This is a genomic window from Asticcacaulis sp. P4_H10 (assembly GCF_056400965.1).
Genome location: NZ_JBFUKH010000001.1, coordinates 690,587 through 714,853 on the forward strand (window position 1 = coordinate 690,587; position 24,267 = coordinate 714,853).

The 24,267-nt window shown below is 55.3% G+C and carries 17 protein-coding genes; 9 read left to right on the forward strand and 8 right to left on the reverse strand.

What is annotated here, in order from left to right; genetic code table 11:
- The first annotated feature begins 64 nt into the window (after positions 1–64).
- The 4 genes from AC1DON_RS03070 to AC1DON_RS03085 all read left to right on the forward strand — a co-directional run bounded on the left by AC1DON_RS03070 (position 65) and on the right by AC1DON_RS03085 (position 7,689).
- Positions 65–2,179, forward strand: coding sequence for a 3'-5' exonuclease (locus AC1DON_RS03070; RefSeq protein WP_476933256.1), 2,115 nt, complete (start codon positions 65–67; stop codon positions 2,177–2,179).
- A 75-nt stretch (positions 2,180–2,254) separates the two neighbouring features.
- Positions 2,255–3,322, forward strand: a complete 1,068-nt coding sequence (locus tag AC1DON_RS03075) for a hypothetical protein (protein WP_476933257.1) — start codon at positions 2,255–2,257, stop codon at positions 3,320–3,322.
- Between the two features lie 351 nt (positions 3,323–3,673).
- A complete protein-coding gene (locus AC1DON_RS03080) occupies positions 3,674–5,242 on the forward strand; it encodes a hypothetical protein (RefSeq protein WP_476933258.1) in 1,569 nt (522 codons plus the stop codon).
- On the forward strand, positions 5,239–7,689 hold the full coding sequence (locus AC1DON_RS03085; RefSeq protein WP_476933259.1) for a hypothetical protein: 2,451 nt from the start codon (positions 5,239–5,241) through the stop codon (positions 7,687–7,689). The genes AC1DON_RS03080 and AC1DON_RS03085 overlap by 4 nt, the downstream gene beginning before the upstream one ends.
- Before the next feature lie 187 nt (positions 7,690–7,876).
- On the opposite strand, the gene AC1DON_RS03090 is transcribed toward AC1DON_RS03085, so the two are convergent.
- The 3 genes from AC1DON_RS03090 to AC1DON_RS03100 are packed head-to-tail and all read right to left on the reverse strand — an operon-like array spanning position 7,877 to position 8,700.
- Entirely contained in the window at positions 7,877–8,125 is a 249-nt protein-coding gene (locus tag AC1DON_RS03090; RefSeq protein ID WP_476933260.1) for a hypothetical protein, read from the reverse strand.
- A gap of 52 nt (positions 8,126–8,177) precedes the next feature.
- Positions 8,178–8,459 (reverse strand): hypothetical protein, encoded by a 282-nt coding sequence (locus tag AC1DON_RS03095; protein ID WP_476933261.1) that lies wholly within the window; start codon positions 8,457–8,459, stop codon positions 8,178–8,180.
- Between the two features lie 10 nt (positions 8,460–8,469).
- Positions 8,470–8,700, reverse strand: coding sequence for a hypothetical protein (locus AC1DON_RS03100; RefSeq protein WP_476933262.1), 231 nt, complete (start codon positions 8,698–8,700; stop codon positions 8,470–8,472).
- 440 nt (positions 8,701–9,140) lie between these two features.
- Between AC1DON_RS03100 and AC1DON_RS03105 the strand changes: the two genes are divergently transcribed.
- Positions 9,141–9,518, forward strand: coding sequence for a hypothetical protein (locus tag AC1DON_RS03105; protein WP_476933263.1), 378 nt, complete (start codon positions 9,141–9,143; stop codon positions 9,516–9,518).
- A 154-nt stretch (positions 9,519–9,672) separates the two neighbouring features.
- Entirely contained in the window at positions 9,673–10,056 is a 384-nt protein-coding gene (locus tag AC1DON_RS03110) for a hypothetical protein (RefSeq protein ID WP_476933264.1), read from the forward strand.
- 515 nt (positions 10,057–10,571) lie between these two features.
- On the opposite strand, the gene AC1DON_RS03115 is transcribed toward AC1DON_RS03110, so the two are convergent.
- The 5 genes from AC1DON_RS03115 to AC1DON_RS03135 form a co-directional block, all read right to left on the reverse strand.
- The gene (locus AC1DON_RS03115; protein ID WP_476933265.1) at positions 10,572–11,543 is read right to left on the reverse strand and encodes an AAA family ATPase; all 972 of its coding nucleotides are present in this window, start codon (positions 11,541–11,543) and stop codon (positions 10,572–10,574) included.
- Entirely contained in the window at positions 11,543–12,442 is a 900-nt protein-coding gene (locus AC1DON_RS03120; RefSeq protein ID WP_476933266.1) for a bifunctional DNA primase/polymerase, read from the reverse strand. Before AC1DON_RS03120 ends, AC1DON_RS03115 begins: the two co-directional genes overlap by 1 nt.
- Positions 12,439–12,714, reverse strand: coding sequence for a helix-turn-helix transcriptional regulator (locus tag AC1DON_RS03125; protein ID WP_476933267.1), 276 nt, complete (start codon positions 12,712–12,714; stop codon positions 12,439–12,441). Before AC1DON_RS03125 ends, AC1DON_RS03120 begins: the two co-directional genes overlap by 4 nt.
- A gap of 106 nt (positions 12,715–12,820) precedes the next feature.
- Complete coding sequence (locus AC1DON_RS03130) at positions 12,821–13,402, reverse strand: hypothetical protein (protein WP_476933268.1); 582 nt, start codon at positions 13,400–13,402, stop codon at positions 12,821–12,823.
- Positions 13,356–14,573, reverse strand: a complete 1,218-nt coding sequence (locus tag AC1DON_RS03135) for a tyrosine-type recombinase/integrase (protein WP_476933269.1) — start codon at positions 14,571–14,573, stop codon at positions 13,356–13,358. Before AC1DON_RS03135 ends, AC1DON_RS03130 begins: the two co-directional genes overlap by 47 nt.
- Positions 14,574–15,447: 874 nt before the next feature.
- Between AC1DON_RS03135 and AC1DON_RS03140 the strand changes: the two genes are divergently transcribed.
- From AC1DON_RS03140 to AC1DON_RS03150, 3 genes are all read left to right on the forward strand, one after another.
- Positions 15,448–17,292 (forward strand): TonB-dependent receptor plug domain-containing protein, encoded by a 1,845-nt coding sequence (locus AC1DON_RS03140; RefSeq protein ID WP_476933270.1) that lies wholly within the window; start codon positions 15,448–15,450, stop codon positions 17,290–17,292.
- Between the two features lie 69 nt (positions 17,293–17,361).
- On the forward strand, positions 17,362–19,788 hold the full coding sequence (locus AC1DON_RS03145; RefSeq protein WP_476933271.1) for a ThuA domain-containing protein: 2,427 nt from the start codon (positions 17,362–17,364) through the stop codon (positions 19,786–19,788).
- Positions 19,789–20,720: 932 nt separating this feature from the next.
- Positions 20,721–24,068: a TonB-dependent receptor gene (locus AC1DON_RS03150; protein ID WP_476933272.1), complete on the forward strand. Its 3,348-nt coding sequence runs from the start codon at positions 20,721–20,723 to the stop codon at positions 24,066–24,068.
- The last annotated feature ends 199 nt before the right edge of the window (positions 24,069–24,267 follow it).

Consider the following 24,267-nt stretch of genomic DNA (forward strand, 5'->3'; position numbering starts at 1 on the left):
GGTTGCTGAGGCCGTTGCAAAGCAATGGAATTTTACTCCGACCTCTGGCAGCTAGGATACGGCGATGGATTTTATAATTGCTGACACTTTCACGGCAGCGCTCGCTAAGCTTCCTGCTCAGGATCAGAAGGCAGTGAAGATCAGCGTTTTTGACCTGCAACTTGATCCCAGTAGTCCCGGCCTTCAGATGCATCGCATTGATAGGGCAAAGGATGAAAATTTCTGGTCAGCACGCGTCAATCGCGACATCCGTCTTATATTACACAGAACTGCCTCGACATTGCTTTTGGCGTATGTCGATCATCATGACGCTGCCTATGAATGGGCTATGCGTAGGCGTATCGAAACGCATCCGACTACCGGGGCAGTTCAAATTGTCCAGGTTCGCGAACGTATTGAAGAAGCAGAGCCCGAACTGGCAAGATTCTGGCTTTCACCGCCGCCGCCTGTTCCTCTTTTCTCAAAATTGAATGAGAGCGATCTGCTGTCTGTTGGTGTCCCTGAAGATTGGATTTATCCAGTACAGACGGCGACCGAAGAGGGCTTTTACCAGCTATCTGAGCGATTACCTTCAGAAGCTTCGGAGGCGCTGCTGGAGTTTGCAGCAACTGGCATCCTAGCTATGCCGCAGTCTGAAACAGCGATCGGGTATGGGACAGCATATCAGCATCCCGATGCACTACGCCGCTTCCTTACCGTTGAGAACTTAGATGAATTGACGGCTGCACTCGATGCGCCTTGGGATAAGTGGTCCGTCTTTCTCCATCCCTCCCAGAGAGCAGTTGTCGAACGCAATTTCAATGGACCAAGTCGTGTTTCTGGCTCAGCGGGAACCGGTAAAACAGTTGTTGCTCTCCATAGAGCGGTAAGACTGATCCGGTCGGAGCAAAAAAGCTTGGTGCTGTTGGCGACGTTCTCCGAACCTCTAGCAAACAATCTAAAGGCCAAACTCCGTATTCTCGCCGGGCCAGATACATCGGTGGTGCCGCGCATCACAGTTGCGTCTTTTCAAGAACTGGGGTCAGAGCTATTCCAGCTTTTGTTTGCTCGGAAGCCGAGGCTTGCCTCTGATCAGCAAGTCGGTGATCTGCTCATCGAGGCAGCTAAAGAAAAAGGCTTGAGCGGCTTTTCTCGCCGATTTTTGTTTTCCGAGTGGACTAACGTCATCGATGCGTGGCGCGTAATCAATCCAGATGGATATAGAGAGGTTCCGAGGCTCGGGCGAAAGAATAGGCTTGGTGCAAAGCAGCGCGAGGCGCTTTGGCCTGTCTTCGACGCAGTACGCGGCCGTTTGCAGTCAATGGCTCTGCTGACGTGGGCAGAAGTGTTTCACCGGTTGTACGACCATTACAGCGTAACGTCGGAAAAGCCGTTCTCATATATAGTGGTCGATGAGGCGCAGGACTTGGGCGTTCCCGAGTTGAGGTTGCTTTCGGTTATAGTCCCGGATACGGGGCAGAACCGGTTGTTTTTTGCTGGCGATTTAGGACAGCGTATATTCCAGCAACCGTTCTCGTGGAAAGCTTTGAACATCGACGTTCGAGGTAGGTCTTCGACACTTAAGGTCAATTACCGCACGTCGCAGCAAATAAGGGCTATGGCCGACGGCCTTTTGCCCGATCTGGTGCGCGATGTTGATGGTCTAGAAGAAAGCCGTAAAGGCACGATCTCTGTTTTTGACGGACCACCGCCGATTGTCAAAATTGTTGCCAACGAGTCAGCGGAAATTGACCTAATTTCGAACTTCATCAGCAATGCGTTAGCTGATGGCATTGCGCCGAATGAAATTGGTGTCTTCGTTCGGTCACGAGCGGAACTGGGACGAGCGCGCAAAGCGGTTGAGAAGGCGGAAGGGCAGGCGATTGAACTGTCAGAACGTGTTGTTGACGCTCCTGAACGTGTCGCCATAGGCGTAATGCACCTAGCTAAGGGCCTTGAGTTCAAAGCCGTGGCGATCATGGCCTGTGATGAAGATGTTCTGCCATTGGCAGAACGTATAGATGCCATTGTCGATGAGACTGATCTAGATGATGTGTTCGAGACCGAACGGCACTTGCTTTACGTCGCCTGTACGCGGGCGCGAGATCGGCTTCTGGTAACAGGGGTTTCACCTGGCTCTGAGTTTTTGTCGGATGTTATTTCAACTGCGGTTAATCGCACTGATGTTCGCGGGCTGTGAGATTCACACGATTTCAGGCAGTTAGGTCGTATGTCATCTATCATCAGCTTTGTGCGGTAAGGGGGCGTCAAGACTATGTTAGACGAGTTTTTTCCGGATTCGGAAATCACCAACCGTGAGGTGTTCCTTGCCCTTGATGAATCAGAACAGTTTTTAGCGTCGCGGGAAAATCAGGCAGCCGCAAAAATTGTCGCAACCATTGCGCCTCAAATTAATTGTCAAAACTATGTACGCATCAAGTCGCTTCGACGAGAAATCCTGTCGGATTTTGGGTACGGAGCCGATATGGCTCTTGCTATTATGTCGCCGGATATGATGGCGGACATCGCCGGCTTCGAGAAGCATATTCTACGCATGCCGGTGTGCTTTCGGCACTTGGCGACGTGGGCTCTTTATTTTGCAGCACGCAAGGTCTCGAATGCGATGCAGGTAAAACATTGCAAGAGCCCAACGAGTGAAAGTCATTTAAGCGGTATGTTGATTGGGGCATTGGGGGAGGCTTGTGAGACTTGGACTAGGCCTGTTGAGAGTGCACTTAAGCGGTTCGGGCAAGCATTGGTTATTCATCGAGTCGACCTGTCAATTCTTGGGGGCGAGCAAGCCACCGGTGGTGATTTCGCCATTATTCTAGATTTCGAACCTGGTAGCGTCGCTAAGCACCAGCGCATTGTGCCGATAATATTTCAAGCTAAGCGCTATAACCGGCCTCACGTCGATATTTCACAGCACCATCATGCGCGCGGTTATCAACGCCACGTTTTGTCACACAACAAATGTGACGCTGCTTTCATCTTTTATGAGAATGATGCAAAGGGGTTGTTACCGCAGCCGCTACCGCCTCTAGTCAAATCGATCAAAGCGATTCGCGATGCCAATAGGACAAATGCACTAGAAGAATCTGTCGATTTCGCCACGTACCTTACAGCGGCGCTTTATGACCCAGAAGTTAGCAGCGCGGCTTCCGCCAACGAGGCTTTGCGGATGATTTATTCAAATGCTTCTCATGACCAGTTAGCGTTTGTTGCTGTGATTTCTGGTAGTCGAGGCGACGCTGTAATGTATGACTATACATTGCAAAGTTTAGCACCAGAAATACTAGGGCAGGGCGGCGAGGAGCAACACATAGACAACAGCATCTTTTGACCGATGTCGGAGGAGTTCACCACTTTTGCTAGTTTGCGCGTCAGCAAGTTTGACTGACCCGCCTCTACTAATCCTCATCCAAGAACAGACTGAACGCCCTGATTTTGAACACCAATTGTCATTTATCCATGTAGTTGACGAGGTGAATTTAAGATGTCGTTCACAGCATTTGATACCCCTTATGCCCGCGAGGGACAGATTATGCGCTCAGCTAATCTCGCGCGCTTCGGCGCTAGATGACGCGGGCGTATACAATCGAGGGGCGGCGGCGCCAAGTTAGCGCATTCGGGAAATTCCCTTAAATTGTCGATAGCGGAATTAGGGAGGTAATCAATCGTACACGCTCTCAATATGCCCGAATGGACCTACTATGCTGAAAAAGGGGGGCTCGACCCCCTCGGCATGCAGAACAGCAGTGTGGCCCTCTATCAGCGCCTTATTCCTGGCATCGGAAATGTTACGTTCCGCATGCGTTATTATGGTTTTTATCCTTGGCTCGTGCGCCACTATCTGCAAACGAATGGCCGCACCGATCCAGAAATCTGGCGTGATTTTCTGCGCCGTGCAGAAGCCCTGTACGCCTTAATCGCGAACCAAGCTGGCGGTGAGTGGGGAGTTGCGGGAGCGGTATGGGCCAACCGCGCAGTGGCCGCCGCGAAGGCGGACGGTGGATCGGCCCAGATCGACTTCGCCGCGTCCGCCGCGCTGGGATCTGATGACCACTATTTCGCCCCGAGTTGGGGTGTTTTTGGGCTGGCTTACCAGAGCCAACTATATGAGATCGGCGTTCTTTCGCGTGGTGTTGGCCACGGTATCCCGCTGCCCAGTAAGGAGTTGGGTATGAAGCTTGCGGAGGGCTTTGATTCTGCAACGGGCGAAGCGGCCCAACTTTTCAAAGACGTACATACACGTGGCGTTGTGACGCTCACCGAACTACATGCACTAAGACCGTTTGCGCCGTCGCAAATTGCTATTGGCAGTGCGGAGCGGGATATATATCAACGCGTTCTGTTTAGAAAATCTGCGGATGAACACGCACCAGGGGCATTTCGGACGCAGACGCTGCTCCTTGTGCTTAAGGTTGCGGAGATACTCGGAAGTCCCCCAGATACCGAGGAACTCCGTTGGGCACTTTATGCGGGACAGACTCATGATGGAGATCGTCTCGAACTTGCCGATACGGCTTTGGTTGCGCACTGCGAACGCTGGCGCATTTATCAGGCCAATGATCTTTGCCATGTGGCGCTCGAAACGCTTTTGCGATTTGCCCTGGATACGCTGGGCACGGAACCTGCGGGTATTCCTCCGCGGCAACTGGTGGAGCAACTTGTTGGTGATATGCGAGTAGCTTCCGGTACAGACCCGCAGAGCTGGCGAGCGTTTCTTGACGGAATCGAGCTTGAAGAAAATGCAAGCGACCGAGCCCGGCCGGACAGCGAGTGGTCGTTGGCTGACGATATTATGCGAACGGCCCGTCGCGCCAACGGCTTTGTAGACGGTGAAACGGCATTCAAGGCCGTTCGGCTCCTGGCGGCCTTGCACAAGCGCAGTCTCAAGGAGGCGTGGCCGCTCGAAACGGAATTAGGGCCGCTTACCAATGACGGGTTCCACTCTTTACTGAGCGAACGTGCATTCCTGCAACAATATGAGAACCAAGGTTTCTGGGAGTTAGTCGCCCGGCTTGTCGAGGAGCGTGTCGTCCGGCGCCATCTTGCCGTCGCGATGCGTAAGCTGCGTCATCAGAAAGACTACACATTCCTCATCGAATCGCAGAATGGCCGGTTGCGACGGCGGAAGCAGGATGGTCCCGTCTACACCAACCCACGCCTTCAGCCGGCGATAACATTCCTAAAGGACATCCACGTCCTCGGAGGGCAAGGCCTTACGTCCTACGGTGTTGAGGTGTTAGCCGTCGCATGAAGCTTTACGAAAAATATTCAGAAGAAGGTTATCACTCCAGCATCGCTTCGAGCTTCAACGTCGATTTCGACGCCTACGAAACGATCGTCCTTTCTAGACTTCGCGGTGCAGGATGCCGCAACAATCTCCTGCTCTGCGACAGTCGGATGGTGACAGCCTCGCTCGACGGACCCTTCAGGCTGCCGCGCTACGCTGGCCGTCTCTATTCAGTTTCCGGCGCGCAGGGGGAACGAGTTGGCGGTGTCTTCCATCCGAAACTGTTTGTTCAGCTTGGGCGTCAGAAGGGACGGTTGCTTATAGGGTCGGCCAACCTGACCGCCAGTGGAATTGCAGGAAACCTCGAAATCGTCAGCGAGCTCCGAGCAACGGCTGAACCGAGCGGCGAGCAAAGGATTCTGCGCCAGGCATTTGACCATCTGCTACGGCATCTCGACCGAAACGATCCAGCGGTAGAGGCGCAACTGGAGTTTCTGCAGCGGCGCACTTCTTGGCTCTTCGAAACGGAGCCCGCCTCCGGAGGCATCTCACTGGCCGACGGAACTCTGGCTGCTTTACTCGCCAGCGGCACGCGAGAAACTATTGCCGATCGCTTTATCGGTTTGGTCGATGAACCTATCCATCGACTGATTGTCATAAGTCCATACTGGGACGACGAACTTGCCGCGCTTCAGTATCTGACGTCAGCGTGGGAGCCCGAGGAGGTCTCCGTGCTGATCGACAAGGAAGTAACCGCATTCCCTTCAGTACCAGGGGCGCTTTCGTCTGTGTTACGCATCTTTGATCGCGGCAAGGCATTCAAATCGCGCTTTATCCACGCCAAAGTGATCATTGCCCAAGGCGCAAACTCTGACCACGTCCTGTTTGGTAGCGCTAATTGCACGCTGGCGGCGCTCGGTGCCGGCTCCATACCCGGTGTTAATTCCGAGGCGTCGCTCTATCGCCGACTCCCGCCGGGCTCGGCGCTGACAGAGCTTGATTTAGCCGAATTGTTTTCCAGCGAACCGCTTTCGATTGCAGATATCCCTTCCCGTGAGCTTCCCGAATATGAGATCGAACTTGATCGGCTAGCCTCAGAAAATCCTGGCGAGTTCCGAATCCTCAGTGATCAGCTCAGTTGGCATCCGTCGCCCAGCTACGCCAGTGTTGCTTGTGACCTTGCCCTGAAAGATCAGAGAGGCGAGGAAGTCGATGTCAAATTTGTGCCGCTTCAGAATGATGGCGCTGTGCGGAGATACCGCTTGAGCGCGCCGGTCAGGGATGCTGCGCCGGTTTTCGCCATAGCAAAGCGGCCGGACAAGCCATGGTCTTCGCCCGCCGTAATTACTTATCCGCAAGAGATTCAGATCGCATCGCGTGAGCGAGGACTTCGCCAACTGGAGCAGGCACTAACGGGTTTGGAGGACACCTCCGTCGTTTCCTTGCAGACGTTGGAAATCTTTGACCTCCTTCATCGGCTCGATCAGGCCGACCAAGGCGGGGAGGGAGCCATGTATGTGTCCCGCACGCGCCATAAGACAAGGGATACTACGGGAACATACCACGTCTTGACCTATGAAGAGTTCTTGAATTCCCGGCGGGCTGCTGGTGCAGACCAGGAAATGAGCCTCCACAACACGCTGGCTGGCAGTTCCCATTTCAGCGTCCGCAGCGTTCTGAACCGCCTGCTGGGGACGTCGGAGAAACTTTTGGAAGTGGAGGATGAAGACGCGGGTGTTCGCGATGTCACTCAAGATGATGAAGCGTCTGACCCGGCCGTTCCGGATTTTGGCGCGATCACATTATACGCGGACGTCGCGCCGGCTGAGTTCGTCGAATCAATGCCTTCTTTGAAGAAAATCGGCCTGACATATAGTCGCGACCGCCGAACGGAGAGCGATCGCCTACTCAAAGCAGTTTCCCAATTCCAAGTGCGCCTCAAAGAGAAGCAGAATGCTGGAAACATTGATACGATCGAAATGCTGCGTGTCCGCCTTATGATGATGATCATCTGCCAGGCAGCCTACTCGGCAGACGGCGAAGCGGTGAACCGGCTTCCGCTGGACAAAGTTCTGGCGGCTGAGGACAATCGAAACGGCTGGACTGATATTGTCGGTCGTCTCATCTTCGCGCTGATCAACGGGACGAACTCGCCACTACGGCAACTCTATTTTCAAAACATCAACAACCAAGTACCAATCGATCTGCTGGAATGCTGGGCAACGTGTTATTGGTGTGCGCAGGCCTGCTTCGCCGCTCCTGTGTCGGTTGCGCAGAGGCAGTATATGGAGAAATACCTACGGCCGCACTTACTCACGCTATATCAGCTGACGCTACCGTCCCACGCGGACCTTCTCAGCGAAACAGTGCTCGACATCCTGGATCGGATGAGTGCCGTTTATGGTCCGATTATGGGAGTCGGGTCTGTTGTCGAAGCACATAGAGTGTCTGTGAAAGCTGCGATTTCCTAATCGATGTTCAACATATGATCTATCCGTTCGCCGTCTTGCCGTCGCACGCGCCTCCGAACATCAAAACCATGCTTGGCGGCTAATGGTTTTCCCTGAATCGCAAATCATATCCGCTTCTGGACGGGAAATTGGTAGCCGTCGTCTAAACGGCACTATTTCCGATTACGGCGCTCTAATCCGTGGTGCATTAATATGGTAGCGCCTCTATCACCAAGTAATCAGATGGGGTGAGGTCATTGACGAAAACGTATGCGTCGTCGTCAGATGAGGCTGAGAAGGTGTACCTACGTTTTTTGTTCCCAGCCTCTACCTTAACTGCCACTTTAATTTTTTCAGATGTCCGCAGATAGGTAATCTGCATATCCAGTGCATCTGGAATTTGTTTGAGAAACGCGAGCGTGAGATGTGCTCGCTCAAGGTCGGCAAAGTTCATCATCAGTTGTGATTCCTGGAGTTGGCCGGGCGGCGCAACGACCGCCCTGGCTTGATCATTTCATTTCGACGGCTCGTTGGATGTCGATCAGGCGCAGTTCGATCTTGCGCACGTAGTTGTTGATCGTCGCCCAAAGCAGGAATGTGGCAGCGAGCGCAGCGCAGACCGTCGTAAAGGTACCCGCACCGTCAGAGCCGCCGGCAGTGGCGAGGCAGCCGAATGCTGCGAGTAGAGCGAGAACGCCTGCGATCACATAGTTGATACGAGATGAGCCGATACGCGGTTCGTGTCGATCAGAGCGCTGATCGGTGCCGAGTGCATTTTTATCCTTCGTCATCGCGTAATCCTCACGCCAGCAGAACAGCACGGGCTTCTTTTTCGAGGAGAGAGCCTTTCGGCCATTCCCAAGAAGTGCGCGGCTTATGCGTCTTTGCGAGTTCGGGGTATTTCTTGGCGTCACGGACGGCGATGCGGAGCTTCTCGCGAGCTAAACGCGGATCGATGTTCAGTTCGTTGCAGAGAGCCTTGAGGGGTAAAACTTCGGGCTCGGTGGTTTTGGACTTAGGTTCAGTAGTCATGATCGTCCCTCCTTTTCCTGGACGATCAAACCAATAAGACGTCGGATTCCGGCCTGTCAGGAGAAACCCCAGGTCCGCACGAAGAAATCTTGAAATTCTAGAAAATGTCGAACCGGCTCTGAAGCGTTACACGCACCCGGAGCGTCTAAATTTAACACGTAGGTGGGGGCGGACATATTTAGACTGTCGGGTCTTCCTGCGTCGTTACGTTGCTGCTATCTCTCACCGTGACATGGCAGACGCGGCCATGTTGGGGCGTGGAAACCCCTTCACAGAAACTTCGGCAACTCTGATGAGTAGCCAACCTTGACCTATGGTCGGGGTGCCTGTCGTTATACAACAGGCCCTTGGCTGAAGGCGCAGGGACCGTCTCTGTGCGGTTTTCCAACACCCCGATCTCCAGTCATGGAACGCGAGGGCGCTCGCGGTTCGGGGTGAGCATGATCAGCATCCATTTTACCGAACGGACGCCGTGGACCGAAAGGATGGCACTGCCGGCAGAACCGGGTGTGTACTGCATAAGCGAAGCCGATCAGGTCATCTACTTCGGAAAGACATGGGGAAGCGGCGGATTGCGAGATCGCGTGGGAGATTTTCACCGATCAGCGATCACAGGTAAGAAGGGACACGCGGGCGGCGTGACATACCACGCCAAGTTTGGGGCTGATGTCTCCGACTTGAGTGTCGAGGTTCATGTGCCTTACACAGTGAGCCGTTCGACCGAAATTCTTTGTCCGTACATCCAATACGCTGAGCGTCGCATGATCTGGGAGTACGTCGAGCGTTATGGCGCGATGCCGGTATGTAATTCGGAATGAGCGCTTAGCGCTTAGGGGCGCTGGTTTTTCAAATTGTGGCGCGCTGGGCGTCGTCGCTCAAATAATTCAACGAACACGCCCCGAGGGCTTCCTGAGGGCGATTTAGCATACGTCAGGCGCGTCATAGCGCCGTCGAAATCGCCGGAGGGCAATAATGGACTATCAAAAACGTGGCTCATGGCTGTGGGAACAGCGAGCCGTGATTGATCCCGAACCGGGCGTATACGCGATCATGCGCGGGGAGGAGGCCGTATTCATCGCACAAGCAGAAACTGGTGTCCGAAATCGGATCAGGGAGTTTGAGAAATCCGCCACCACCGGTGACAAGGGCAATTCAGGCGGCAGAACCTTCTATAGGAAGGGGCTGACCTTTGACGGGCTTCAGATTGATATTTTCGATTATGTGCATGGGATCACAGGCGAGGCGAGCGACCTTAAGGACCGTCTTATAACTGAGTATGCACAACGGACCGGTCAGAAACCTCTCTGCAATACGAGGCTCCCATCTCAAGCCAAGGCCTACATTCGCTCGTCATGACTCATATCGAAGAGGACGGGGGAAATGGGCACGGTCGCGTCGTCGGATGACTTCTGGCGGCTTGTTAGAGTGGATTTTGTTACCCGCACTTCCTGCAAGTATGGAAGTTTCGAGGCAGATTGAATCCAGATTGGCTTCCTACCTGATCCGATAGTGTGATTGATAATCAGCGGGTCCAATTCGCACTTGATTAAGACAGGTGCAAAAGCTGATGAAGCGCGCGACCGCAGTTTGTATGTCGCTTCGTCGGAGATTTTGAGCCAGATGACTTACGTGTACGCGCGCGGGCTCTCCCGCAGGAACACAAAAAACAGCATTTTTTATATACATTTTGGAAGTTTGCTGGAAATGAAAGGTTCTATGCGGCCACTGTTGTTCTTCAAGGTCGCCAAGCACGCCAGATTTGCGTGAACATATTTTGGCGATCATATCGTCATCATCGCCAAGTCTCAGAACAAAAAATTGGCGCCCTTGGCGGTCTTGCCGCAGGCGCCAGCCTTGTGATTTTAAAACTGCTAGCCGGTATTGAGCGGCAAACTCCAGAAAAACCCTTCTTTCTTTTTGATACTTCTTACGCCTAAGTCTCTTTTAGCACGTTCCAGCGTTCTTTTAGAAATGCTCCGGCGGTCAGCTTGCTCTAGGATTTTAAGGGCTGCGATTGGCCCACTTCGCAGTAGGTGCTGAAGGAAGTCTTCTGCCGAGTCGATTGCCTTTCCTGGCGTGGATACTGCGCCTTCCAGATCGTCGGCTGTCAGTTCTGTGATTCCTTTCCATTTCAAAACCGGCAGCTTGTCTCCTTTGCATTCTAGCTGGAAAATCAGGCTGTCCGCTTTCCGGCCAATGTTGTTCTTAACCTGTGCCAGAACGCGCTGGTCGGGGTTTTCAGGGTGCTTAGCAACGGCCATCGCAGTTCGGGCAACACCGATGAAATCGATCAACCCTCCGCCGCGATAGATCGCCTTTCCTTTGCTTCCCTTGGTCCAGTGCCTAATCAACATTACCGCGCAATTGTACGCCTTGAAGACCTGTTCAAGCGCGTGCAATTGCGCCCGAACAGCGCTGGGCTTGCCGAGATCAACCCCATCAGGAAGAAATGAAAACAAGGTGTCGAAGATCACCAAGTCCGCCGTAAAGCGTTCCATTTCTTCTTCGAGCAATGCCAGGCCATCCTCATCGAACGTGAGCAACCCTTGCAGGACTCTCACTCGACGTAAGTCGCCGCCCATCGCCTCGATACGAGGGCGAACGGTCAGTCCGGGATCGTCCTCGGCCGTGACGTAGAGTACACGGCCGGGCTTGAGCAATTCTTCACCTGGCACATCACCGCCTGTAGTGACCTGCGCCGCAAGGTGCATCGCCAAGTACGATTTGCCCACGTCAGGATCGCCCTCAAAGATCGACAGACAGCCGCGCGGAATGTAGGGCTTCCAGAGCCACTCCACCTGCCGCGATTCAATTTTGTGCAGAGATTTAAAGCTGGCTTCCATCAGTTGCGTCCCCGTTCCACGGCATCCTTAATTCGCGTCAGTTCTTCATTTAGCCTCTGATAATCCTCTCCCCACTTGTCGAGGAAATATGGGCTGCGCCAAACCACTGCCGCAACTTCATCGTCGGACGCGCCGGCTTCGAACAACGACTTGGCGATTAGAAAAATTTGCTTCGACCTGTTAGGGCTTAGCATCCTATCGCGCATCATCAGTCGGCCAACATTGTGCGAATAGTGACGCTGGTATTTTTTAACCACTGCCACAGCTTCGTGTTCGTCTGGATCGAAGTAACCCGTCGTTTCGCTGATCGCGGCATTTCCCTTACCTGACCAGCAAGTAGTTGTGAAAAATGACGGTGGTATGGTCGCCACCTCGCTAGGACCGCACCACCGATACTGAGTACCGGACGCGTGGCGGCTGGGCGGTGCAACGACGTAGCCCTTCTCACTGTGGCGATAGTCGACTTTCTTGATCCTTGGTGGACGGCCTTCACCCTGCCACATGTAATACAAGTGCTTTCCTCTTGAGGTGCGCACGGTTGCAGTAAGCGGCAGATGGTAGGAAGCCAGTTCGCGCCCTGCCTGGGTGTTGCCCTTGGCATCGAGATCGATGACGAATAGATTTTTATCGATAACCAAGCCGATGTTTGCCTCAGGGTACGCCTTCCACACTCGCCCAATACCAGCAAGTTCGGTGCTGGCATTTTTGAACCCGAACGGATACATTTGAGCAATCGGGTGCTTACCCGCAGACGTGCAATTCGGTTTTCTGCAAAGGCAGGCACCATCCGCATCCACGCCCCAAAGCGCGAGCACAGGGATACCTGCTTTGGCGTAGGCCTTGGCGGCGGTCAGCAGGTTTTTCGAACGCATGCCGGGAGTAATCAAGAGGGGCGTCATTGGTGCACCTCCTGCGGCATCGGACGAGACGCTATGCGATTGTCGAGCCAGGCATCGACCTCGGCTTCGATCCATGCGACTTTTGCAGGGCTCAGAGTGACACGACGGGGGAAAAAACCGCGCTGCTCGAGTGATATCTGATGCACGTTGGAGAACGTGATTCCTCTTCCTCGCAGATCAGCGCGAGTTAACAGGACAGTTTTTTTCGACAGCGATGCGTTGTCAGTAGGCGTTTGGAAAAACGTCGTTGGTTCTAAAATAGGTGATTGCACAAGTGCCTCCTTTTCTTCCCCAAAGCGGGGTGGAGACAGCTAGATATTCTTAGTTTTAACGAGGAAAAATAAGAGATAATCGACGATTATTTTGATGATTAAAGCTTTATGTGCCGACTGGGCGTCCTGGGGCGCTCCATTTTTTATAACGCGGGTCTTCTGTCACCACTTTCCAGTTCTTTAGTATTTGATTTTTCCGAAGCTGAAGGGGGCCTTGGTTGTTGAAATAGTTTCGAGCCAAGACGAAAAAATGATCACGATCTGGCTTCACGCCTGCGGCGTCCGCCTTATCCAGGGCGTCTCTTAAGAAAGCTTCGATGGAAGTAAATCTCGTCACCTCCTCCTCGTTGTGTCCATGGAGATACAAGGTGAAATCAGCTCTATTGAATTTTCCATGGTGCCATCGTCCTTCGCCGCCTAATGAAAAGGCGTTATTCATCAATGCAATCGAGAACGTGCCCACTGTCGCAACGGCAGGCGTAACTTCCTGAGGCTGGTCGCGCTCATCGACGTACCAGCAAGCTACTTTTCCCGATAGGATAATTTCTATCAGTTTAAGGTTGATACCATTTCGAATGTATTTGTTTTTCAAGGAGTTGGCGCCTTGCCACTCGTCGGAGTAGAGATGCCGCCCAACAATATCAATCGCTTCCGACAGCCAAAGATCTGATGTCTTGCTTTCGTACATAGCCTCGCCCCGTCACAGCATTGGAAGCTACTAAGCCACGGACGTGCTTCGTCCATTTTTCCAATGCCTCTCGCTTTTCCATATCGTAACCGTGCCGATTGTAAACGGCGGCGATGCCAGAGATTACTCCCGTTTTATGGTTCAGCACTTTTTCAACGACCTGTTGCTGAACCTTTAGGCGTGACATGCCTGTCGCGGCTGTCCGACGTAGATCATGATTTCTCCAATCAGAAACACCCATGGATGTCTGAATTTGTTTCAGTACCTTCGAAAAGCCGGAAATTGGCGTAGTGCCCGTCGTAGTGAACACAAGGTCTGATCCGAGAAAGCGCGGCATCCCTTTTAGGATTTCAACGACCAGCGACGACAACGGCACCTCATGTGCCGATCCATTCTTTGCTCGGTCGCCTGAAATCGTCCAGCTGTGACGCTCGAAGTCGATTGACGACCAAGTCATGCACGCGGTTTCCTCGCGGCGCTGGCCGGTTAATAGGAGGATGCGGTAGTAGCCAGCGAAAATAGGATGCAAATCGTCGCACGCAGTCCAAAACGCCGCGATCTCTGCGTCCGATAGGAACCTCTCGCGCGATACTTCTTTGGCCGGTGGTTTCAAGCGAGCAATCGGATTTTTGTCGGTCAGCTCTCGGTCGATAGCCCAATTGAACATTGCCTTGATAGCGGCGACGGCTCGATTAGCGCTGGTAGGGTTGCCCTTGGCAATTATTCCGTCGAGAACGCGCACGACTTCGCCGCGCCTGACCTCAGCGAGGGGGCGGGCATCAAAGGTAGCGAACTTACCGAGCGCGCGTTCGGTATCTCGCCAACTCCGTGTGTTGGGCTTGGCATACCTGTCGATGTACTCGCATCGGGCTTCGCCGTAGGTGATGGGTTTTTCCACTTCAGGCTCGGTCGCTTGGTACGTCCCGAGTTGCATCTGGCTAAGAATGTCGCGGGCTTTGTCCCTTGCGTCCGCTAAGCCAATCTTAGGGTAGGTACCGATCGTATGCCGCTTCTGTTCGCCATCAACGCGACCCATTGCGAACCACGTTTTACGGCCCGTGTGGGAAACACGAACCCCGAAGCCGGACAGAAGTTCATCCCAATAATCAACCCGTCGCGCGGGTGGCGTTGGGAGGCTTTCAACAAGTCGAGCGGACAGTTTCTTACGCATGCCTATGGTATGTCATAGACAGCCTGATCCGTCAGGCCTGTCGATCTCATTCAAATCAAAGAGATTTTACAGAATTATAGGGAGGCTAATGAAACTGAAGACCAACAAAACAGCCTCTATCACACAGTGGACCTGATTTTTTGTGGGTAACACATGGGTCACGAAGACGGGCTTATTAGCGCTTTCTGGGATCTAACGGAGTCTAACAGAATCAAACAGTTAAATTTTTCGCGGCGACAGCCCGGGCAAGGATTTCGGTGTTAAATCTAGCAAAATCTAACTAACTCATTGAATTGAAAGTAAAACTCTTAATCAGCGGGTCCACGGTTCGAGTCCGTGCCCACCCACCATTTTCTCCTTTTTATTCAACATGCTTCGAAAGCTGGGCGCACCAGATTGCGTGCTTGATGTCCCGTGAGTAACGACCTAGGTGCAAGCAATGCGGTGCTGCCCTAAGCTCGGTACAGGGCCGCAATTGGCCCAGTGCGGCCACGGGCGGCTATTCAAAGCTGGCAAATGCGGAAGTGCAAGTATACCTCCAAAACAGCTGGAAGCTTCGCCGGAAGTCTGCCACTGACCAACCTGTTGCATGATTTAGCGACCGACGGCGGCTGCAGATTCCCTTTGATCTGGCGCGAACGTAAACATGACGGACGAGATGAAGGTTGTCGGCATGTTGACGCCCATTATTCGCGCCGCGCTTAGGTGCGCTTCGCGCCCACGGAGGACCATACCCGCATTGGTGTCTCGTCACTGTCCGGTGTCCGCCGCAGGGGCGGCGAGCGCGTGGCAGTGTAGTGTGGTCACCAGTTACATGTTGAGCGTCAGATGAAATCGTGCTGCAACACAGGCCGAACAGTTGAGGGAGTCGCACGTGAACTGGAATCTGGTCGGCTGCGGCCTTACCGTTGTGGGGGCGCTGGCATTTCCTGCCTTCGGTCAGGGGACCGAGGTTGTCATCGTCAGTACGCGTTTGAAGCCGGCCCTGCCGTGGTCTGAGTGGCGTGCGGTGAAGGACGGCCAGTCCGTCAGCGATGTCCTGGAAGGTGTGCCTGGCCTGACCATATTGGACGGCGGCGTTGCCGGTTCGCGCGTGGAGCTGTTTGTGCGCGGCGCCGATGCCAACTTTACCCCTGTGCTCATCGAAGGCGTCCCGGTTCATGATCTCAGCGACGCGCGCGGTGGGGCGTACGATTTTTCCACCCTGGCCGGCGACGAAATTTCCGCCGTCACTGTGGGGCAGGGGCCGTTGTCGGCGCTCTATGGGTCGGGTGCCCTGGCTGGTGTAGTGACGACGGAGCTCGACTTGTCGTTGCCGCCGCGGCTGCGCGTGTCGGCATCAGGCGATGAGGAGTACGCCGTTCGCCTGGCCGGCGGGCCGGAACTGAGCCCGGGGTGGGACCTGGCCGGGGCGATCCGCCACGGTGAGGACGGTGACAAGGATCTGGGCCAATGGCGCACATTGTCGTCGGTGACGGCCAAGCTGACGGGCCAGACCGCGCACGATGGTCATCTCAGCCTGTTTGTTCGCGCGGCTGACAGTGACCGCGAGGGCTTCGATGTGGCCAGCGGCGGTGTCCTCTATTCTGTAACCGGAGAGCGTCAACGTATCCAGGACAAGGACCGCATGGCAGGCCTGTCCTTTCGCCAGCCAGCCGGCGATGGGCGAAGCCTGAGCCTTAACCTGGCCGCCTTCCGCCGCGACCAGGACCAGTTTACGCCTGCCAACCCGGACCCGGTGACCGGCGGCACGCCAGCGACCATACAAACCAGCCGTTTCGATCGCATACAGGCAACGGCCACCTATCGGGCCACTGGCGCCACGCTGGACTATGCCGCAGGCGTCGAACTGATGCGTGAAAGCGGCGAGGTCGAGGGTGTACTCGATTTCGGTGGCGGCTTTATGCTTCCGGCCGGTTTTGAACAGGCGCGCGAAAGCGCCGGCGTTTTCGGCGAGGGCCTGGTCCGTCTGGGTCGGGGCTTTGCCGTGCGTGGTGGCGCGCGCGTCGATGCCCGTGATAACGATAAAGCTGCCTGGAGCCACCGCGCCAGCCTGGAATGGCAGTCGGCTGATGACCGTCTGGGCGTGGCCGCGACCTGGGGACGGTCATTGAAAGTGCCGAGCTTTTACGCCCTTGGGGACCCGTTGGTCGGCTCTGCGGACCTGCGCCCGGAGGAAAGCGAGGGCGGTGATATCCGCCTTGCCTACCGCGTGGGCAGCACGCGTTTCACGATGGCGGCGCATAGCACCGTCTATCGTAACCTGATCGATTTCGACTTCGCGACGTTCAAACTGGTCAACCGCGACAAGGTTGACATTCAAGGTATCGACCTGGCGCTCGACGGACCTATAACGTCGCGCCTGACGTACGAGGCCCGGGTATCGACCCTGAAAAATGAGGTCAATGGCAGCGAGGATGGCCTGCTGCACCGGCCGGATCTGACCGGGGCTGTCGATCTCACCTGGACGCCAACCGACGCCGTGACGGTGCGCTTGGATAACCGCTATGTCGGCGAACGGGCATCGAATTCAATTCCAACCGGCGACGTCACGCTCGACGCCTATGTACGCAGCGATTTGACCGTGATCTATGGCTTCAACAGCGGTCTGGCCCTGTCGGCGCGCATCGGCAATCTGTGGGACGAAACCTACGAGACCATAGCGGGCTTCCGGGCGCGCGGGCGCAATGTCACGGTAAGCATCGATAAACGCTGGTAGGAGATCACCGTCCAGGTTAAGTATGGTAGCGCTATAATAAGTCCCGAACGGGACAATTGGGAGGAAACAATGGCAATGATCCAAAGAATAGGTCCCACGCCGACAAGAATGCTGTTCGGACTGGTCTTGATGCTGACGGCGCTGGCAGTCGCTTTTGCCGCCTGGGCGGCGACCGTCCCGGCCAAGCCCCTGATGGGTAAGCAGGTGCTGGTCTTTTCCAAGACCGCCGGCTTCCGCCATGACGCGATTCCGACCGGCCAGGCAGCGTTCAAGGCCCTGGCGCAGAAGCAGGGTTTCAGCGTTACCATCACGGAGGATGCTGCGATCTTTTCAGACGCCACTCTGAAAACCTATGACGCCGTTGTTTTCCTCAACACCACGGGCGACATTCTCGACGAAGACCAGCAGGCAGCTTTCGAGCGCTTCATCCAGTCGGGTGGTGGCCTGTTGGGTGTCCACTCTGCGACCGACACAGAGAGCGACGGTAAATGGCCGTGGTATACCAAGCTGATCGGTGGCCATTTCAAGAGCCATCCTGCCATTCAGGAAGCGCGCCTGATTGTCGCCGATCCCCATCATCCGGCGATCGCCGCCGATCCTGCGCTGGTCAAGAAGGGCGAGATGCGCCTTACCGACGAATGGTACGACTACCGCGACGTAAGCCCCTTCCTGCACCACATCCTGCAGATCGACAGCCAGAGCTATAAGGGATCGAAGTCCCAGGGTATCCGCAACATGGTGTGGTCGAATGACTTCGACGGCGGTCGTGCCTTCTACATTGGCTTCGGGCACCGCAACGAAGTCTATGCCGAACCGATCATGCAGCGCCTGATGCTTGAAGGCCTGATCTATGCCGTCGGTAAGAAGGACAAAGACTACAGCAAGGTCCGGCCGGTGGCGGACCGCATGGCGCGTGAAACCGTCGTGTCCAATATGAACGAACCGATCGCCTTCGACTTCCTGCCCGACCGCACGGTTCTGATCATCCAACGCGGCGGCGACCTGATCCATGTTGATCCGACCTGGGGTTCGCGCAGGACCGTGGGTACGGTGGCATTCGACACGTCCAACGGTGAGCACGGCGCTTACGCACTGGCCGTCGATCCCGGGTTTGCGTCGAACCGCATCGTCTATATCCAGCATTCCAAACGCGGCAAGGGCGGCAAGATGATGAACCGCGTCGGCCGTTTCCGCCTTGACGTCAAGGCGGGGCGCCTGACGCTCGTCGATACCGTCATTGACATCCCGATCGAAGATACCTGCTGCCATACGGGCAGTGGCCTGTTGTTCAATAAGGCAGGTGAACTGTTCATCACGACGGGTGACAACACCAATCCGTGGAACAAGGACGTCAACGGCTTCTCGCCGCTCGACAACCGCCCCGCCGGCACCGATATCGACGCCGGCCGCTCGTCTGGCAATACCCAGGACCTGCGCGGCAAGATACTGCGAATCAAACCGAAGCCCGGCGGTGGATATACGGTGCCTAAGGGCAACCTGTTCGCCAACCCCAAGCAGGGACGTCCGGAAATCTACGCCATGGGCTTCCGTAACCCCTATTCACTGGCGCAGGATCCGAAGACCGGCTTCCTGTATCTTGGGGACGTCGGGCCGGACTCCAGCGTCGATGATCCCAACCGGGGTGTCCGTGGCCACGACGAGATCAATGAGATCAAGAGCCCGGGCAACTACGGCTGGCCTCTCTTCATCGGTAACAACTTCCCGTATCACAAGCACGACTTCGTCACAGGCGGAAACGGCCCGGCCTTCGATCCGGCCCGCCCGGTCAATCCGTCGGCGCGCAATACGGGCATGAAGGTATTGCCGGCAGCACGTCCGGCCTTGATCTACTATCCGTACAACCAGTCTGAAGTCTTCCCGGAGCTCGGCACCGGCGGCCGCTCGGCCACGGCCGGGGGCGTCTATCGTCGCGTCAAAACACCGGCGACGACCAACCTGCCGGCCTGGTACGAAGGTAAGCTGTTTATCTCCGACTTCGTTCGCAGCTACGTCAAGGTTGTCGATTTCGACACCCAGGGCCACGTCCGCCAGATCGTCGACCTGGCGCCGAACGTGAAGATCGATAACCCGATCGACATGATGTTCGGGCCGGATGGCAATCTGTACGTCCTCGCTTATGGACCAAAGTGGAATGCGGCCAACCCGACCTCGGGCCTCTACCGCATCGTCTTCCGGCCAGGCGAAGTGGAACCTGCCACCCCACCAGTTGCGCAGGTCGAAATATCGCCCGCCATGGCATTGATCGAAGACAATGCCTGCCTGTCGTGCCACCAAATCGATGAAGATTCGGTTGGGCCGTCGTACAAGAAGGTTGCGGAAAAGTACCGCAGCCGCGCCGATGCGGTGGATTATGTCGCCGGCCGGATTGAAAAGGGCAGCCAGGGTGTATGGGGTAGCCCCCACGCCATGCCGGCCTTTGCGGGCATAACTGCGGCCGATCGCAAGGTCTTGGCTACCTATATTCTGGCGCAGTAGATCGGCGGAGGGCGCTGATTTTGGCAGCTAGGTCGGGGCAAGGCTCTCTCGTGTGAGCGCAAGGTTTGTGCGACAGGTGCTATTGATCCTGATCGGCGCGGCCTTGCCCTCTCACCGGCAGCAGCTAAGCGCCATTGTGCGTGATGATCGTCCCGGCTCACGGTCCAAAGGTAATTGCTTAGCCACCCTACGCCTTGGGCAAGCCGCCGAAGACTGTCTCTCGATGGCGGATTTCCCGACCGGCCTCATTTATTGCCCCGTGCATTTACAGTCATTTGTCGTACCCCTTGGGACAGGAAGGGGAGGTCGATGTCACCGGAATGATTCGCGTACTGGTGCAGGGTTACCAGTTATGTGGTAATTTTATCAATGGTATTATTTATAATAATTAATTGCACGGAGTTTTTTCATTTAAGGCAATGGATTTCACATACGGAAAATTGTCTCACGGCTTTCGGGGTCTATTTTTTCGCATTTGCGCGCTTGGTTAAGATATAATCAAAAAACTTCAAATATTATAATACTATAATTACCATCACTTTCGGATTTCAGAAGTTACGGCGTTAGCGGAATTTTTGTTACATATGAAACGTAATGACGTGGGTGGCGCCTTATTTCTGACAAAACTGTAACAATCCCGCAACGGGTGCCGCATTTTCCACACTTGTCTGGCCAATGTTGGTTGAAATCGTGTGACCGGTATCATAGCCTTGGTATGTCACAGCGCGCCGGGCGATGCAGAAATTGCTGAAAGTGTGGAAACGCATGAAGGCCGGCGTGTGATTGATATAAAATTGTATCGCCTAATAGGGCGTCTCTTCGCTTAATGCCGAGAGAAAACGAAATCCTCGGGCCATAGAAGCCAAGAGGCAAGGGAGACTTAACGTATGAAATCCGTACAGGATAATTGTAACCAAAATCGCCGATCCGGAATGTCCCGGTCCCGCTTAAGCCAGGTTCTGCTCGGCTCGACGGCGTTGGCCGTTGCCCTTTTGTCAACTTCGGCACTTGCTCAGGATGCTGCGCCAGCTTCCACGGAAGCCGCGCCTCCGGCTGATGACACTGTTGTCGTGGTTACCGGCATCCGTGGTGCACTCCAGTCCGCGGCAACCACCAAGCGTAAGGCCTCAACCTTCGTTGACTCCATTACGGCGTCGGACGTTGCGGCGTTGCCGGACCTTTCGGTCGCTGAAGCCCTGCAGCGCGTCCCCGGCGTTACCGTTACGCGCTTTACCCTCGGCGGCAGCCCGGACTTTCCGTCGCCTGAAGGCCGCGGCAACCTGATTCGTGGCCTCGGTTTCGTGCGTTCGGAATTCAACGGCCGTGACGCCTTCTCGGCCAACGGTGGCCGTGCGCTGGACTGGTCCAGCATTCCGCCGCAGCTGGTTGGCGGCGTTGACGTTTACAAGAACTCTTCGGCTGACCTGATCGAAGGCGGTATCGGCGGTACGATCAATCTGCGTACGCTCGAGCCGTTTGACCGCAAGGGCTATTTTGCATCGGTTTCGGCCGACTTCAACTATGGTGACCTGGCCAAGAAGTGGTCGCCTTCGTACAATGCCGTGATCAGCAATCGCTGGCAGACCTCCATGGGCGAATTCGGCCTGATGGGTGGTTATTCGACTTCGAACCTGAAGTCGATGATCCATGGCTGGCAGCAGCCTGCACCGATTCCGCGTGGTCCGACGACCGGCAACCCGCTTGAGAGCAACGAGCCGGCCAGCACGACGACGATCGTTCCGGGCAAGACGGTTGGTGCTATCCTGGGCTTCCAGATGCGCACCAACGAAGTCGACCGCGACCGCGACAGCACCTATCTCGCGGCTCAGTGGAAAAACGACAATATGCGACTGACCGGAAAGTATGTCCGGGTGGTCAACGAAAGCTCGGGCGTCGAATACACGCTTGAATCTTTCCCCGCCGGCGGTAACAACCAACGCTATTCGGTCTCGAACGCGACGTTCGACAACACGACGCTGTCGGGCATCAACCGTTGTAACGTTCCCGAAGTTAGCGCCACGCGTCCGGTCGATTATTGCGAAACGCAGTTCCCGATCGATGGCGGCCTGATGACCTCCGGCCTGGTGACGAACGATTTCGATAGCTGGGTTGGAACCTATGGTCTTGGCGTTGCGGTTCTGGGTATCGGCCGGACCGAACGTACCACGACCGACGACCTGAGCCTGAACTTCAAGTGGCGTCCGAGCGATCGTCTGTTTGTCGAAATGGATGTCCACAAGACCACGGCTTCGGCGACGTCCAACGAAATGTGGGGCGGTTCGCAAACCTACGCCAACGCGTTCATCGTGCCTGGCCTAGACAATCCGGAAGTCACTCTGACGGCCGATCCGCGCACCAAGGTCAATCCCGGCAATATTGCCGGTAACACGGTTGTCGGTACGGATGGCAGCGGCAACTCGATCTATCGAATTATGCCTGGGCCTCAGCAGGGCATGAACGATCCGAACGCAGCCTTCTGGCTGTATGCCGGTGAAGGTCACCGCGACGGTAAGGGCCAGTTGACCGCCGCCAAGATCGACGTTCAGTACGATTTTGAAGGCGATTCCTGGTTCAAGTCGGTGAAGTTCGGCGCACGTCGCTCCGAGCGTTCGCAGGTCAACAAGGAAATGGACGTCAACTGGGGCAGCATCGCGCCAGCATGGGAAGGTACCGGACTGGGTATTTTCTCGTCGCAGGCAACGCCGGCTTACTCGGAAGTTGACTTCAAGGACTTCTATCGTGGTGGCGTCCTTCAGGGCGATAACACCGAGCTTCTGGTTATCCGCCGCGACCTGCTCCTCGATCCTGTTGCAATGCGCGACTACGTCTATCACGAGCCAACCTTCATCAATCCGGACGGCAGCCGCAGGTCTGGTTGGAGAACGCAACTCGGAACGGACGGCAAGCCGAACTATGATCCGGCTCGTATTTCCGAAATCGTCGAAACCACGACCAATGCATACCTGATGATGAATTTCGGTAAGGAATTCGACAATGGTATGTCGATCGACGGTAACTTCGGGGTGCGTTACACCACGACAGATCTCAACTCGGCTGGTTTCATGGCCTACCGAGCGTTCGACCAAGACCAGCAAACTGCTTCGACAACGGCTGCCCCTCGTACGCCTGACGCCGAATCGCATGACGCGCCTCAGGACTACCTGCCGGAAACGACGCGTTGGCTGTGTCCGGCCCTCCCGGCCCCGCCGGCTGCTGGCTATTATGCGGCCTGTTCACCCAATGGGATTGGCAAGTCGGAAGCCAGAACGGTTTCGGTTGAGGACGACGCCTACTGGCTGCCATCGTTTAACGTGAAGTGGAACCTCAATCAGGACATGCTGATCCGCTTTGGTTACAGCAAGAACCTGAGCCGTCCGAACGTTCAGGACATGCGTGCCGGTCAGCAGACCTCGGCCATCACGACCAGAACGTCGTACCCGTCGATCCCGGCGTGTACTCCGGTGGGCAGCTGTACGCAGGATCCTCTGTACGGTGTGGATCGCGGTGCTCAGAATATCGCGCTCGACCAGATCCGGGTTACCGGCGGCAATCCGTTCCTGAAGCCTACCACGGCCTCTAACTATGACCTGTCGTGGGAATGGTACTTCCAGGGCGGTACGCTTTCGACTGCCGTCTTCCAAAAGGATCTGCAGAATATCATCCAGGGCGGTGACATAACGCTTGGCTCCCAGACGCTTGACGGCAAGACCGTGAACGTCGTCTATGGCGGTCCGGTGAATGCTGATGAAGCCAACCTTCAGGGTATCGAACTGGCCTATCAGCAGTTCTACGACTTCCTGCCTGGCTGGATGTCGCACCTTGGCCTGCAGTCGAACTTCACCTACATCGAATCCAGCGCAACACCGCCGCCCGCGTTCATCGACGCGAACGGTGACGGAACGCCGGACGACTTCGGTACGATCTACCGCTTTGGGGTGAACGACCTTCTCGGTCAGTCCAAGTACATTTTCAACGTTGTCGGTATCTACCAGGACGACAAGTGGGAAGCGCGCCTGGCATACAACTGGCGGTCGGAAAACCTAACGTCGTACCGTGACTACATCACCGGTGACCCCATCTATAACTCGGATGTCGGTTTCCTTGATGGCTCGTTGAAGTACAACATCAACCGTCAGGTCCAAATCAGCCTGAACGCTTCCAACCTGTTGGATACCAAGAACAAGGCTGAGGCGCAGATTAACGCCAATGGCGATCGTGTCGATCGCTTCAGCTTCCTGAACGACCGCCGCTTCGTGTTCAGCGTGCGTTACCAGCACTAAGTCAAGTGTTGTGATATGATCTGGCAAGGGGCGGATTTTCCGCCCCTTGTTCGGATTCTTAGGATGCAGTCTTAGGGCTGCGGCGTGTTCGCACGTGTGATATTGTCGATTTCCGGCGTTCCCGTTGGTTGCTTTTCAGGTCGCTGCCAACGCCAAGTTTAAGCGCCGTTGTTTGCGCGTCGGCCCGAGCCGAGCAAAA

What these genes read in the sequence shown, in the direction of transcription:
- AC1DON_RS03135 (WP_476933269.1), bottom strand. Translation starts at nt 14,573, where the DNA reads ATGCGTAAGAAACTGTCCGCTCGACTTGTTGAAAGCCTCCCAACGCCA.
- AC1DON_RS03090 (WP_476933260.1), bottom strand. Translation starts at nt 8,125, where the DNA reads ATGATGAACTTTGCCGACCTTGAGCGAGCACATCTCACGCTCGCGTTT.
- AC1DON_RS03150 (WP_476933272.1), top strand. Translation starts at nt 20,721, where the DNA reads ATGTCCCGGTCCCGCTTAAGCCAGGTTCTGCTCGGCTCGACGGCGTTG.
- AC1DON_RS03075 (WP_476933257.1), top strand. Translation starts at nt 2,255, where the DNA reads ATGTTAGACGAGTTTTTTCCGGATTCGGAAATCACCAACCGTGAGGTG.
- AC1DON_RS03070 (WP_476933256.1), top strand. Translation starts at nt 65, where the DNA reads ATGGATTTTATAATTGCTGACACTTTCACGGCAGCGCTCGCTAAGCTT.
- AC1DON_RS03085 (WP_476933259.1), top strand. Translation starts at nt 5,239, where the DNA reads ATGAAGCTTTACGAAAAATATTCAGAAGAAGGTTATCACTCCAGCATC.
- AC1DON_RS03145 (WP_476933271.1), top strand. Translation starts at nt 17,362, where the DNA reads ATGGCAATGATCCAAAGAATAGGTCCCACGCCGACAAGAATGCTGTTC.
- AC1DON_RS03110 (WP_476933264.1), top strand. Translation starts at nt 9,673, where the DNA reads ATGGACTATCAAAAACGTGGCTCATGGCTGTGGGAACAGCGAGCCGTG.
- AC1DON_RS03100 (WP_476933262.1), bottom strand. Translation starts at nt 8,700, where the DNA reads ATGACTACTGAACCTAAGTCCAAAACCACCGAGCCCGAAGTTTTACCC.
- AC1DON_RS03115 (WP_476933265.1), bottom strand. Translation starts at nt 11,543, where the DNA reads ATGGAAGCCAGCTTTAAATCTCTGCACAAAATTGAATCGCGGCAGGTG.
- AC1DON_RS03130 (WP_476933268.1), bottom strand. Translation starts at nt 13,402, where the DNA reads ATGTACGAAAGCAAGACATCAGATCTTTGGCTGTCGGAAGCGATTGAT.
- AC1DON_RS03095 (WP_476933261.1), bottom strand. Translation starts at nt 8,459, where the DNA reads ATGACGAAGGATAAAAATGCACTCGGCACCGATCAGCGCTCTGATCGA.
- AC1DON_RS03120 (WP_476933266.1), bottom strand. Translation starts at nt 12,442, where the DNA reads ATGACGCCCCTCTTGATTACTCCCGGCATGCGTTCGAAAAACCTGCTG.
- AC1DON_RS03105 (WP_476933263.1), top strand. Translation starts at nt 9,141, where the DNA reads ATGATCAGCATCCATTTTACCGAACGGACGCCGTGGACCGAAAGGATG.
- AC1DON_RS03080 (WP_476933258.1), top strand. Translation starts at nt 3,674, where the DNA reads ATGCCCGAATGGACCTACTATGCTGAAAAAGGGGGGCTCGACCCCCTC.